We start from the raw sequence: 13,046 nt of genomic DNA, 5'->3' as shown, positions 1-13,046 counted from the left end.
ACGACGCGAGCGAGATGCTTCACTGCGTTCAGCATGACGTTCTCTTTTTTCCTGCCCCCTACCCCCCTCCTACCAGCTCAATGCCCTCGGCGAATGAGTGGGGCTGATAACCCAGCTCGCGCTCAGCTTTCTCAATAATAAAGCCCGTGCGCAGCGGGCGGCGGGCGGGCTGGGTGAAGATGCTGCCGTCGGCCTTGGTAATCAAGCTTTTATCGAGCTGAAAATGGTCGGCTACCTGCAAGGCCATTGCATACGGGGTCAGCAGCTCGCGGCCCGAGATGTTGTAGATGCCCTGGGCGCTGTGCCGGGCCAGCAGCCAGCAGCCCTGGGCCAAATCTTCAGCCAGCGTGGGCGTGCGCCACTGGTCGTCAACTACCTGGATAGTCTTGCCGGCCCGCAGCGAGTCGCGCACCCAGAGCACGATGTTGGAGCGGCCGTAGTCGTGGGCGGTGCCGTAGACCAGCACGGTGCGGGCAATGGCCCACGGGCCGGCGCTGGCTTGCACAACCCGCTCGGCGGCGAGCTTGCTTTCGCCGTAGAAATTGACCGGCGCGGGCGTGGCCTCCTCGGTCAGCGGGCCGTGCTCGCCGCTGAAAATGAAGTCGGTGCTGACGTGGGTGAGGTGAATACGGCGCGCGGCGCAGGCGGCGACCAGGTGCTCAACCGCGGTCACGTTCTGCGCCCAGCAGGGCTCGTGGTTCAGCTCGCACTCGTCCACGTTGGTCATAGCAGCGGTGTGAATGACGTGGGTGGGCCGCTGTTTATCCAGCACTTGGGCCACCTGGGCCGCATCGGTCACGTCGAGGGCCGCGAAGGGCAAGTCGGGATAGAGACCAGCCAGCTTGTTGGCGCCGCGCGAGGTAGCCACGATGGCCACGTCGGGCTGCTGGCGTAGCAGCTCGGCTAATTTCTGGCCCAGCAGGCCGTTAGAGCCAGTTATCAGAATTTTCATGAACTCAAAATTCAGGAGTTGAAAGACCAAAGAACGTCATGCTGAGCGCAGTGAAGCATCAAATCAAGAGCGCGGCGGAGCCCAAGCATCTTGCGTGGGGAAGTAACTAAGCTGCCAGGCGGTCATGTCGAGCTTGCCGAGACATCTCGCCAGGGGAAGTAATCAATTGGTAACAACGATTAAGTCAGCTCCCCGAGCGAGATGCTTTGGCAAGCGGACGCCAGATAAAGCATGACGTTCTGGGTTGCTGATTTATTGATACTTATACCCGTACAGCTCGGCTATCTTCTTCTTCTTGAGCCGCTCGACTTTGACGGTCATTTTCACGTCCGACAAGGGCCGGTCGCGGTCGTCCTTAGGCTGGGCGGCGATTTTATCAATCACATCGAGGCCCTGAATGACCTGGCCGAAAACCGTGTACTGCCCGTCGAGGAAGTGGGTGCCGTCGTGCTTCTCGACCAGGTAAAACTGCGCGCTGCTGCTGGCGCGCTGCGGGTTGACCATATCGCCCTGGCGGGCGGCGGCCACGGCACCATACCCGTGCTGATGGCCGGCCGACAGCTCGGCCGGGATGGTGGGGGCGCCGGGCTGGCCCAGGCCGTCGTTGCCGGGGTCCTGGTCTTTGGAGTTCGCATCGCCACCCTGCACCATAAACTCCGGGATGACGCGGTGAAACGTGGTGCCGGTGTAGAAGCCGCTCTTGGCCTTGGCCAGAAAATTGGCCTTGTGCAGGGGCGTGTCGTCAAAAAGAATCAGGCGAATGTCGCCGAGCGAGGTGCTAATAGTGACCACCTCATCCTTCTTGCTTTTCCTAGGGGGCTTGGCCGCCAGCAAGGGGCCGGCCAGCAGGACGCACGCGAGCAACTGAAGCAGAAAGCGGGAATAGCGAAACATAAAAAGTTTTAAGCGGCGAGTTTGGCACTGAATAATGGGGCAAAACTACGTTGCGCCTGCCAGCTTGGTATGATGAGGCAGCTTTGGCAATGGCTGGGCTACGCTAACGCCACAGGAGGGGGTAGGGAATTGTTGCGCCCAAAGAATAGCCTGACAGAAATAGCCTGGCAGCGGAAAAAGCCGCAGGACTCTCTTCTCCGGTTGTGCCCCAGTTCCCTACCCCCTATGTTGGCGGATACTAGCCAGAATCTGCTCGCCGCCGCGGCTGAGCACGCTTTCGGCCACCTGCACGCCCAACACCTCGGCGCCGGCAGCAGTGGGCGTAGTCAGCGTTTCGGCCACCAGCTCTTCGCCGCTGAGGCTGATGATGCCGCCGTGCAGCGTCAGCGCCCCATTGGTCCCGAGCCGGGCCAGCGCGAACGACGGAATGCTGCACCCGCCTTCCATCGTGCGCAGAAAGGCACGCTCGGCGCTCAGGCAGGTGTGGGTGGCGGGGTCATCGAGCACTTGCTTGAGCTGCGCTTTCAGGTCGGCGTCGAGGCTTTTGGCGCACTCCACGGCCACGCTGCCCTGGCCGGTGGCGGGCACGAACTGCGTTTCGGGCAAGGTGTAGCGAATCAGCTCGTCGTAGCCCATGCGGTGCACGCCGGCGTAGGCCAGCACGAGGCCGTCGAACTGTCCCTCTTCGAGCTTGCGCAGGCGAGTTTGCAGGTTGCCGCGCGACTCGGCGGTCTGGGCCAGGGGGTAGAAGCGCCGCAGCTGGGCGCGGCGCCGGGTGCTGCTGGTGCCGAGCACGATGCCGGGCTTGTCGAGCGAGAAGCTCTCGTCGAAGCTCAGCACCACGTCGTTCACTTTTTCGCGCGCCAGGAAGGCCAGCAGCTCCAAATCGGGGGGTAGGGCGCTTTGCACGTCCTTGGCCGAGTGGATGGCCAGGTGCGTTTCGCCGCGGCGCAGGCTGACTTCCAGCTCCTCGGTGAACACACCCTTGGCCCCGATTTTATCCAGCGAGCGGTCAAGCACCTTGTCGCCGATGGTTTGGATAATCACGATTTCGGTCGCCAGACCGGCCTGATTCAGGAGTTGGGCCACGTGTTCGGCCTGCCAGAGGGCAAGGCGGCTGCCGCGGGTGCCGAGGCGAATTTTAGTTGGGTTCAAGGCTTTAATGCTTAATGTCTGACGGTCATGCTGAGCAGCGCGAAGCATCTCGCCAGGGGAAATAATGTAATCGTTGTTTACCGTTGATTACTACTGCCCGCGAGATGCTTCGCTGGCGCTCAGCATGACGTTCTTTTAGCGATGCTCTCACTCTTCAAATCTTCAAAAGCCCGCCCACTCTGAGCGACGTATCGACAAACACCATGCGCGGGTTGGCATTGCGCTCGACATGGTAGTGGGCATCGTTCAGCTCCTGGGTAAGCTGATCGGCGTTGCGCAGGGTGATGAAACGGCTGAAGCGGTGAATAAAATCCTGCTCCGCGGCCGGCAGGTGCGGCACCAGCGCCGGGTCGAGGCCGTAGAGCAACACCTTGCGCAAAAGGCCCAGCGCGTAGCTCAGCAGCTCTTTTTGGTTTTCGCGGCCCAGCTTCTGAAACTCTTCGCTCTGCTTGAGAATCTCAGCCGCCTTGGTGTGAAAGCCGAAGCACAGGCGCATCCACTCGCGGAAGAAGGCGAAATAGTCGTGGTCGGCGCTTTTCTCGCGACTGTCCAGGGCGGCGCCAATATTTCCCTCAGCCAATTGCGCGACCTGCCGGGCTTTGGCTTCGGGCAGGTGCTGGGCGTCGCGCAGGTAGGCGGTCAGCTCGTCCTCGCGCAGCGGGCGCACCACCACGGGCTGCACCCGGCTCAGAATGGTAGGCAAGAGTTGCTCTGGCGCGTGGCTGACGAGCAGAAAAACCGTGGCGCCGGGCGGCTCTTCCAACAGCTTAAGCACGGCGTTGGCGGCGGCCGGGTGCATCAGCTCGGGCAGCCAGACGATGGCAATCTTGAACTTCGCCTCAAACGCCTTGAGCGAGACCAGCTTGAGCAGCGCGCCGGCCTCATCCTTGGCGATGCTGCCCTGCCGGTTTTCGGCGCCGATAAACTGCATCCAGTCGTTGAAGCCCTGGTAGGGATTTTCGAGCAGAAACGCCCGCCACTCGGCCGCGAACTTCTGGCTCGTGGCGTCCTTGCTCACAGCCTTGGTCGTGGTGACGGGAAAAATAAAATTCAAGTCCGGGTGCGCCAGCTTGCTGGTTTTCAGGCACGAGGCGCAGGTCCCGCAGCTGTCTTCATCGGCCTCCGCCCGGCCCTCACAGTTCAGAAATGTAGCGTAGGCCAGGGCCAGGGCCAGGGCCGCCGAGCCTTCGGCCCCGCGAAACAGCTGGGCGTGGGCCACGTGGCCGCGCCGCGCCGCCTGCGTGAGCACGCGCTTGAGGTCGGTATGAGCGGGGATGGCGGAGAAGAGCATATTAGTAAGACGTTCGTCATGCTGAGCTTGCGAAGCATCCTGTCACGCCTGAACGAAGCCAGAATAGTTAATCACTGCGTCGCTCAGACGTGATAAGATGCTTCGCAAGCTCAGCATGACAGCGGATTAATTACTTCACCTTTTCCCAAACCCTACCCCCCTCCGTGGCCGCGAACACCTCTTTCATTATTGACTGCTCCGCTTCATCATAGGCCAACTGCCGCCGCGCCATGACGCGCTCGGCTACCTCGCCCGCTTTATCAAGCTTGAATGTTTCAAACCCGGCCGCGCCGCCCCAACTGAAGCTCGGAACAAACTGGCGTGGGAAGCCGGCCCCGAAAATATTGGCCCCTACCCCCACCACCGTGCCCGTGTTGAACATGGTGTTGATGGCGCACTTGCTATGGTCGCCCATGAGCAGGCCGCAGAAGGTCAGGCCCGTGTCGACGAAGCGGGCGGCGGCGTGGCTCCAGACCTTGACCGGGGCGTAGTTGTTTTTCAGGTTCGACGTGTTGGTGTCGGCGCCCAGGTTGCACCACTCGCCGATGACCGAGTTGCCCAGGTAGCCGTCGTGGCCCTTGTTGCTGTAGCCCAGCAGGATGCTGTTGGCGATTTCGCCGCCCACCTTGCAGTAGGGGCCGATGGTGTTGTCGCCGCGCAGCCGGGCGCCCATGTTCACGTGCGCGCCTTCGCCCAAAGCCAGCGGCCCGCTGATAATGGCGCCCTCGTGCACCTGGCTGTCTTTACCCAAGTAAATCGGGCCCTTCTCGGCATTCAGAATGGCGGCCCGAATCTGCACGCCCGGCTCCAGGAAGATGTTTTCGGCGCCGTACACGATGGTGTGCGGGTCGGTAATCGGGGCCGATTCCCTACCCCCCGTCAGCAGCTCGAAGTCGCGGCGGATTTCGGCGCCGTTACGCAAAAACAAGTGCCAGGGCCGGCTGATGACGGTGACGGGCTCGGCGACTTCCTTTTGGCTCAGGCCATCCTGAATCAGCTCGGCCACGAGCGACGCATCGGCCAGGCGAGCCGCTACCAGCAGTTCGCCGCAGTAGAGGCCTTCGTTGGGGGCCAGCGCCCGTACCTGCGCGGCCAGCAGCGCGTCGGGGCACACGGCGCCGTTCACCACCAGCACCGGGCCACTCACCACGCCATCGTCGCAGACCGGAAACTTGGCTTTCAGGTAGGGCTCGGTCAGAAAGCCGACCGTGGGCGACGCCAGCCGCCGCTGCCACTTCTCGGCGATGGTGAGGATGCCGCAGCGCAGTGCCCCGACCGGCCGCGTGAAGGTAAACGGCAGCAGGTGCGGCCGAATGGCAGGGTCGTCGAAAACAAGCAGGTGCATGGCGGCAAAGGTAAAACGTGGGCTCTAGGGGAACTAGACCGTCATGCAGAGCGCAGCGAAGCATGACGGTCTGATTAGATGACCGTCCAAGCTGTCAGAGCTTCCACAAAAAAACTCCTGCCGGCTGCCCGACAGGAGTTCTTGTCAATTATAAATCTGGCGCTTACTTGTTGTCGCTGGCCTGCTCTTTCTTCGAGTAGCGGCTGCGGAACTTCTCGACGCGGCCGGCCGTGTCGATAAACATATTTTTGCCGGTGTAGAAGGGGTGCGAGGCGCTGCTCACTTCCACCTTAATCACAGGGTAGGTCTTGCCGTCTTCCAGCGTGATGGTCTCGGCCGAGGTCATCGTGGAGCGGGTGATAAATTTAAAATCCGAAGAAGAGTCCTGAAACACTACTTCGCGGTATTCGGGGTGGGTGTCCTTTTTCATGTCGGAATGCCGGGTTAGCTAGCTGAGCCCCGCCGGTTTTGCGGAAGGGACTGCAAAAGTACGGCGCCTGAGCGGATTAGCCAAACCAGGCCGCTGATTTTCAGTTGGCCAGTGTCGGCACGGCTAAGCGGCACCGATGAGCCTGGGCAAAATTTGTTTACTTTTGAAACAAGCCTGATTTTCCGGGCTCTTCGCCAGTATGCTGTCAGCTGCTTTTATTCGCCAATTAGGTCGCTTCCGTCGCCCCGATACCGATAGGGGAAGCCAGCAGGTGCCGCGCGGCTTACCCGTTGCGCTGCTGCTCGGCAGCCTGGCGGTGGTGGCGGTCACGGTCACGGCCTGCGCCGTTGTGCTCGATAGCAGCAGCGGCGTGCGGGCCGGCTGGGCCGAAGTGGTAACGGCGCCAACCACTACCCCCGCGCAACTCGTCACGCAGGCGCCCGCCGCTCAGCGCGGCCTGGCGCAGCTGGCCTACCCCCCCAGCGCGCTCCAAGGCGACAGGAGCGGGCCGCCGCTTCCTGCCCCCTCGGCGTCGCCGCCGCCCAGCGCCGTGCAGCGCTCCTGGAGCACCATCAAGCTGATGTTCCGCTAGCAGTGAGCTAGCGAAATAGGGAGCTGGCGCGCCTGCTGTTTCGCTGGCCTTGCTTGTGCTGCCCGAACCTGATGCTCACCATCTTACCAGTTGATCATCTCCTTGAATGCGCCTCTGTTTCGCTTCCAATAATGCCCACAAGCTGGACGAAATCCGGCCGCTGCTGCCCGCCGGCCTGGTGCTGCTGAGCTTGGCCGACATCAACTGCCACGAGGAGTTGCCCGAAACGCAGGACACCCTGAAAGGCAACGCCTTGCAAAAAGCGGCCTACGTCTGGCAGCACTACGGCGTGCCCTGCTTTGCCGATGATACGGGCCTGGAAGTAGCGGCCCTGCACGGCGCACCGGGCGTGTATTCGGCCCGCTACGCCGGCCCACAGCGCCGCGCCGACGACAACGTGGCCCGGCTGCTCAAGGAGCTGCGCGGCGCCGCTGACCGCACGGCGCGCTTCCGCACCGTGGTAGCGCTGGTGGGACTGACGGCCACCGAGCAGTTGTTCGAAGGCGTCGTGCCGGGGCGCATCGCCGAGGCGCCCAAAGGGGTAGGCGGCTTCGGCTACGACCCGATTTTTGTGCCCGACGAGGGCGACGGCCGCACGTTTGCCGAAATGACGCTGGCCGAGAAAAACCAAATCAGCCACCGGGCGCGGGCCGTGGCCGGGCTGGTGCGCCATTTAACAAGTATCAATTAACATTCAACAAACCGGCCGATAAGCAGGGAACGCAATACCGCCGGCTTACAAATGGCGGCAAGCACCCGAACTTTGCCTGCCTTTTTGGCCCGAGAAAGCAGGTCCTTTCTCAGTAGGAGGAGCTAGCGCGGCCGGCCGGTCAGTTGCCGGCTGGCTTTGCAAGCTCTGTTAAATGTTAAATGATACCTGTTAAATGAATACTCCTTACCTGGTGGGCATCACCGGCGGCAGCGCCTCGGGCAAAACCACGTTTCTGCGCCGCCTGCTGGCCGCGTTTCCGGAAGAGCAGATTTGTCTGATTTCGCAGGACAACTACTACCACCCCCGCGAGTTGCAGCACCGCGACGCGCAGGGCGTCGAAAATTTTGATTTGCCCGTCAGCATCGACTCCGAGGCCTACGCTGCCGACGTGCTGCGCATTAGCCAGGGCCAGGAAGTGCGCCGGCTGGAATACCTGTTTAATAACTCTAATGCCACGCCCCAGGAGCTGGTGTTCCGGCCCGCGCCCATTGTGGTGGTAGAGGGCATCTTCGTGTTCTACTTCGAGGAAATTGCCCGGCTGCTGAACCTAAAAGTGTATATCGACGCCCAGGAGCACGTCAAGCTGCACCGCCGCATCATCCGCGACCGCGACGAGCGCGGCTACGACCTGGCCGACGTGCTCTACCGCTACGCCAACCACGTGGCCCCGACCTACGAGAAGTTTATTCAGCCCTTCAAAGCCGAGGCTGATATTATTATTCCTAATAACAGGCACTTTGAGAATGGCCTGGAAGTACTCGTGGGCTTTTTGCGGGGTAAAGTGGCGGCAGGGGGGTAGGGGCTTATCCGCTGGCGGCTGCGGTCGTATCTTGCCTAGCCATCACTCATTAACCTTACGACTATGCTCGCCCTAGCTGCTCGCGCTCCCCAAGAGATGGACTTGGTGCTCAGTCCCGTGGTTTTGCGGCTTCCCCCCGCTACGCAACTTTCCGATGCAGCTTTTTTTGAACTTTGCCAGGCAAATCCCCAATTTCGGCTGGAGCGGGACTCCGATTACAATCTTATTATCATGCCCCCCGCCTACCCCGACGCGAGCGAAGATGGCTCTGAAGTCAACTACCAGCTCAAGCATTGGAATAAGACGCAGGCGCCGGTAGCGGGCCACGCCTATGAGTCGTCGGCCGGCTTTGTGCTGCCCAACGGGGCCGTGCGCTCGCCTGACATTGCTTGGCTTAGCCGGGCGGCGCGCACAATGGCGCAGCAAGCCGGCGGCTTTCTGGCTATTTGCCCGGAGTTTGTTGTCGAAATCCGGTCCCCTTCCGACCGGCTGGCAACCTTGCAAGCCAAAATGGAAGAATATCTGGCGAACGGTGCGCAACTCGGCTTTTTGCTCGATGTGGAAGCCGAAACTGCGTACATCTACCGCCCCGGCCAAGCCGTAGAACTCGTTCAAGGCTACGGTCAGGAGCTGAGCGGCGAGCCCGTGCTGCCCGGTTTCCGGCTTGATTTGCGCCCCTTGCGGCGGGCGGCCTGATTCCCTACCCCCTCTTTTCCTTCGATGTACTCTCAGGCCGAAGCCTCGCGTCTGCGGCAGGAGTTCTGGACCGCGTTCGGGCAGTATATGCGGCCCGTGCCGCCAGCCGAGGGCGGGTCCGTGAACTGGACGAACTACAAAACCGGCCTGAAAGGCGTGTTCTTCCGCCTGCACGCCGACGCCCGAAGCGCCCGCATCAGCATCGAGCTAACCCAAGCTGACGCCGACGTGCGGGCGCTGTTCTTCGAGCAGTTTGAGGCCCTGAAAACCCTGCTGCACGAAACGCTGGGCGAGGAATGGACCTGGCAGGCCGACGCCACCGACGCCCACGGCCAGCCGCTGAGCGGCATCTACCAGGAACTGCGCCCGGCCAACGTCTTCGCCCGCGAGAGCTGGCCGGCGCTGATTTCCTTTTTCAAGCCCCGCCTCGTCGCACTCGATGCGTTTTGGGCTGACGCGCAGTACGCGTTTGAGGAGCTGCGGCAGCTATAAGCGGCTATAAATCAGGATTAATAGGACGGAGCCAACCAGACAAAGCAGTTTTCGGGGCTGAGGCCTATCTTTGTAGTCCCCGTTTGCCGCCATGCCGCTTCTTCTTTCCCGCTTCTGGTTTTCTGTGCGCTTCACGCTGCTCACCGCCTCGGTGCTGCTCGTGCTGGGCCTGAACCAGCGCGCCGTGAGCGTCTTATCCCTACCCCCCCCTGCGGGCTCAGGCCGGGTTGCGGCCCCAGCCAAGGCCACGGTCATTAAGCAGAAAGTGCTGCTCGAAGCCACGGCTTCGCTGGCTCACTTCGTGGCGCCGGCCGCCGATGCCTGGCTGCCGCCGCCCGTTTTCGCCGCCACCTGGCGCACCAGCCTGCGCCGGGCCGTGGCAGCGCGGCCCGCTCCCGCTGCTCCTGGCGCCGGCGAAATCTTCCGGGCCCGGCTGCTGGCCGTGGCCTTGTCGCCGCAGGCGCCTTAAGGAAGTTATGAGTTATGAGTTAAAAGTTATGAGTTGGTGGGCTAGCACGATGCAGGCGCTCCTCATAAGCTTCTAACTCATGACCTCAACTCATAACTTCTAACTCATAATTCATACCTCAACCAGATGCGTAATAAAGGATTAATTATCGCCCTCACGCTCATTGTGTCGGCGCTGTGTGCTTACTTTCTCTTCTTCACCTTCGTCTCGCGCGGGGTGCAGCAAAAGGCCGTGGCCTACGCCACGCGCGCCGGCAAGCTCGACGAGCCGCGCCGCCAGCACTACCTGGACTCGGTGTGGCGGGCGCCGGTGTTCGGGCCCTTCACCTACCGCGAAGTGCGCCAGAGCGAGCTGGGCCTGGGCCTCGACCTCAAGGGCGGAATGCACGTGACGCTGGAAGTGTCGCCCGTCGAAATTGTGCGCGCCATGAGCGGCAACTCCAAGGACCCCGCCTTTAATACGGCCCTCAACCGCGCCGTCGAAGCCCAGAAAACCAATTCCGGCACGCCGTTCACGGCCCTGTTTGCCAGTGCCTACCGCGAAGTGGCGCCCAGCCAGCCGCTGGCTAAAATCTTCGCTAACACCACTAACAAGAGCCGGGGCCTCGACATCAACTCCTCGAATGAGAAGGTCATCGGCGCTATCGACAAGGAAGTGGAAGAGGCCATCGACCGCTCGTTCAACATCCTGCGCACCCGCGTCGATAAGTTTGGCGTGAATCAGCCCACGATTCAGCGCGTGAAGGGCACCGGCCGCCTCCAGATTGAGTTGCCCGGCGTCGACAACCCCGACCGCGTGCGCAAGCTGCTGCAAGGCCAGGCCAAGCTGGAGTTTTGGGAAGTGTACCCGCAGCAGGAAGTCGTGCCGTTCCTGGCTCAGCTCGACCAGGCCCTGACGGCCAAGGAAGCCGCTGCCAAAGCCGCCGCCACTCCGGCTCTCGCCACGACGCCGGGCGCCACCCCTACCCCCGCTGCCGCTGGCGACTCTACTTCGCTGGCCGCCCAGCTCGCCAAAAAGACGCCGGCCACCAAAGCCAAAGCTGACTCGGCCGTGGCGGCCAGCCGCGGGGGCGTGCTCACACGCCTCTTCACCATGCCCGGCCAGCTCGGCGTGAACGTGCGCGACACGGCCCGCATGAACCAGATTCTGCGCTCGCCCGAAGCCAAAGCCGTGCTGCCGCCCACGATGGCCCTGCTCTGGGACGTGAAGCCGACCGTGGTTGACAAGCAGGAATACCTGCAATTGAACGCCATCCGCAAGACCGTCGGCGGGCAGGCGCCGGTGGCCGGCGAAGTCGTCAGCGACGCCCGCATGGACTACGACCAGGGTGGCCGCCCCGAAGTGTCGATGAGCATGACGCCCTCGGGCTCGAAGAAATGGCAGCGCATGACGGCCGCCAACATCGGCAAGCAGGTCGGCATCGTGCTCGACGACTACGTGTACTCCGACCCGGTGGTGCAGGGTGAAATAGCGGGCGGCAACACCCAGATTTCGGGCAATTTCTCGATTGAGGAAGCCCAGGACCTGGCCAACGTGCTCAAGGCCGGCAAGCTGCCCGCCCCGACGCGCATCGTGGAGGAGGCCGTAGTTGGCCCTTCGCTCGGCCAGGAAGCCATCAACCAGGGCCTCTACTCCTCGCTGGCCGGCCTCTTGATTATCATGATTTTCATGGCCGTGTACTACGGCCGCGCCGGCCTCGTCGCCGACGTGGCGCTGCTCTTCAACATGTTCCTGATTTTGGGGGTGCTGGCCCAGTTCGGCACGGCCCTCACCCTGCCCGGCATCGCGGGCCTAATTCTGGTCATCGGCTCGTCCGTCGATGCGAACGTGCTGATTTTCGAGCGCATCCGTGAGGAGCTGAACCACGGCCTATCCCTGCACGATGCCATCAACAAGGGCTACTCGCGCGCCTTCTCGGCCATCTTCGACTCCAACGTGACTACGATGCTGATTGCCGTTATTCTCGGCTTTTTCGGCACCGGCCCGGTGCAGAGCTTCGCCGTCACGCTCGGCATCGGCGTGCTGACCTCGTTCCTGTCGGCCGTGTACGTGTCGCGCCTCATCATCGAGTGGCTGGTAAAGGGCAAGGAAACGAGTCAGATTACCTTCTCGACCGCTCTCTCGCGCAATCTGTTTAATAATCTGAGCTTTGACATCGTGGGCAAGCGCAAGCTGGCTTACGCCTTCTCCGCGCTGTTCATCCTGTTTGGCTTTGGCCTGATGGCCTATCAGGGCGGCCCCAACCTGGGTGTCGACTTCAAGGGGGGTAGGGCCTACGTGGTGGACTTCAACAAAACGATGGAAGCCTCCCGCGTAGGCGACAAGCTGCGGCCGGTATTCCAGGGCGCGGGCCTCGAAGTGAAGCAGTACGGCGCTCCCGACCGCCTGCGCATCACGACCGGCTACTTGGCCGAAGACGAGAGCACCGCCGCCGACGCCAAAGTGGCCGCCGCCCTCAACCAGGGCCTGCAGCAGTATAGCGCCGACGCACCGGTTATCCAATCAACTTCCAAAGTCGGGGCCACCATCGCCGACGACATCAAGCGCACCTCGGTGCTCTCGCTGGGCCTGACCTTGCTGGGCATCTTCGTCTACGTGCTCTTCCGCTTCGAGAAGTGGCAGTACTCGATGGCCGCCGTGGTGGCCCTATTTCACGATGCCCTGCTGGTGATTGCGGCCTTCCCGATTGCGCGCCTGTTCGGCGTCAATTACGAGATGGACCAAATTTTCGTAGCCGCGCTGCTCACCGTCATCGGCTTTTCCATGAACGACACGGTCGTGATTTACGACCGCATCCGCGAGTATCTGCGCGAAAACCCCAAGCTCACCTTCGCCCAAGTGGTGAACCCGGCCTTGAACTCGACTTTTTCGCGCACCATGATTACGTTCACCACGGTGTTTCTGGTCGTGCTGGTGCTCTACATCTTCGGCGGCGAAACGCTGCGCTCGTTTTCGTTTGCCATGATTATCGGCGTCATCTTCGGCACCTATTCGTCGCTCTTCATTGCCACGCCCATCATCCTCGACACCTACGGCAAGAAGGAAGCCCGTGAGCGCCTCGCCGCTGGCGAAGACATGACCGGCCTGCCCGGCGACGCGCCCAAGCTGAGCACGGCCTCGGTATAGGTGGGCCAGCGGGTAGTTTGGCTTGAAATTTTAGGATATTTTCTTTACACCTGAAACCAGCCCCTACCCCTCCGATTCTCGTTAATTGTGCAG

13 protein-coding genes are annotated in these 13,046 nt (G+C 61.9%); 7 read left to right on the top strand and 6 right to left on the bottom strand.

Annotated elements, in window-relative coordinates:
* Positions 1–58: 58 nt before the first annotated feature.
* The 6 genes from ACFE70_RS01195 to ACFE70_RS01170 form a co-directional block, all read right to left on the bottom strand.
* Complete coding sequence (locus ACFE70_RS01195; protein WP_375415872.1) at positions 59–952, bottom strand: SDR family oxidoreductase; 894 nt, start codon at positions 950–952, stop codon at positions 59–61.
* 252 nt (positions 953–1,204) lie between these two features.
* The gene (locus tag ACFE70_RS01190) at positions 1,205–1,846 is read right to left on the bottom strand and encodes a peptidylprolyl isomerase (RefSeq protein WP_375415871.1); all 642 of its coding nucleotides are present in this window, start codon (positions 1,844–1,846) and stop codon (positions 1,205–1,207) included.
* A 216-nt stretch (positions 1,847–2,062) separates the two neighbouring features.
* Positions 2,063–3,001: a hydroxymethylbilane synthase gene (hemC, locus tag ACFE70_RS01185; RefSeq protein ID WP_375415870.1), complete on the bottom strand. Its 939-nt coding sequence runs from the start codon at positions 2,999–3,001 to the stop codon at positions 2,063–2,065.
* 154 nt (positions 3,002–3,155) lie between these two features.
* Positions 3,156–4,292 carry an ATP-binding protein gene (locus ACFE70_RS01180; protein WP_375415869.1) on the bottom strand — a complete coding sequence of 379 codons (1,137 nt, stop codon included), beginning with the start codon at positions 4,290–4,292 and terminating at the stop codon, positions 3,156–3,158.
* Positions 4,293–4,422: 130 nt separating this feature from the next.
* On the bottom strand, positions 4,423–5,637 hold the full coding sequence (locus ACFE70_RS01175; RefSeq protein ID WP_375415868.1) for a GlmU family protein: 1,215 nt from the start codon (positions 5,635–5,637) through the stop codon (positions 4,423–4,425).
* A 163-nt stretch (positions 5,638–5,800) separates the two neighbouring features.
* Positions 5,801–6,067: a type B 50S ribosomal protein L31 gene (locus ACFE70_RS01170; RefSeq protein ID WP_375415867.1), complete on the bottom strand. Its 267-nt coding sequence runs from the start codon at positions 6,065–6,067 to the stop codon at positions 5,801–5,803.
* Between the two features lie 199 nt (positions 6,068–6,266).
* Here ACFE70_RS01170 and ACFE70_RS01165 point away from each other — a divergent pair, with 199 nt between their 5' ends.
* From ACFE70_RS01165 to secDF, 7 genes are all read left to right on the top strand, one after another.
* A complete protein-coding gene (locus ACFE70_RS01165; RefSeq protein WP_375415866.1) occupies positions 6,267–6,659 on the top strand; it encodes a hypothetical protein in 393 nt (130 codons plus the stop codon).
* A gap of 106 nt (positions 6,660–6,765) precedes the next feature.
* The gene (gene rdgB / locus ACFE70_RS01160; RefSeq protein WP_375415865.1) at positions 6,766–7,350 is read left to right on the top strand and encodes an RdgB/HAM1 family non-canonical purine NTP pyrophosphatase; all 585 of its coding nucleotides are present in this window, start codon (positions 6,766–6,768) and stop codon (positions 7,348–7,350) included.
* 193 nt (positions 7,351–7,543) lie between these two features.
* Positions 7,544–8,170 carry a uridine kinase gene (locus tag ACFE70_RS01155; protein WP_375415864.1) on the top strand — a complete coding sequence of 209 codons (627 nt, stop codon included), beginning with the start codon at positions 7,544–7,546 and terminating at the stop codon, positions 8,168–8,170.
* A gap of 63 nt (positions 8,171–8,233) precedes the next feature.
* Entirely contained in the window at positions 8,234–8,866 is a 633-nt protein-coding gene (locus ACFE70_RS01150) for a Uma2 family endonuclease (protein WP_375415863.1), read from the top strand.
* A 24-nt stretch (positions 8,867–8,890) separates the two neighbouring features.
* Positions 8,891–9,358, top strand: a complete 468-nt coding sequence (locus ACFE70_RS01145) for a DUF4268 domain-containing protein (RefSeq protein WP_375415862.1) — start codon at positions 8,891–8,893, stop codon at positions 9,356–9,358.
* Between the two features lie 91 nt (positions 9,359–9,449).
* Positions 9,450–9,827, top strand: coding sequence for a hypothetical protein (locus tag ACFE70_RS01140; RefSeq protein ID WP_375415861.1), 378 nt, complete (start codon positions 9,450–9,452; stop codon positions 9,825–9,827).
* A 126-nt stretch (positions 9,828–9,953) separates the two neighbouring features.
* On the top strand, positions 9,954–12,953 hold the full coding sequence (secDF, locus tag ACFE70_RS01135; protein WP_375415860.1) for a protein translocase subunit SecDF: 3,000 nt from the start codon (positions 9,954–9,956) through the stop codon (positions 12,951–12,953).
* Positions 12,954–13,046 lie beyond the last annotated feature (93 nt).

This window comes from uncultured Hymenobacter sp., from assembly GCF_964243305.1.
Classification (GTDB): domain Bacteria; phylum Bacteroidota; class Bacteroidia; order Cytophagales; family Hymenobacteraceae; genus Hymenobacter.
This window is presented reverse-complemented; position numbering and strand designations above follow the sequence as displayed.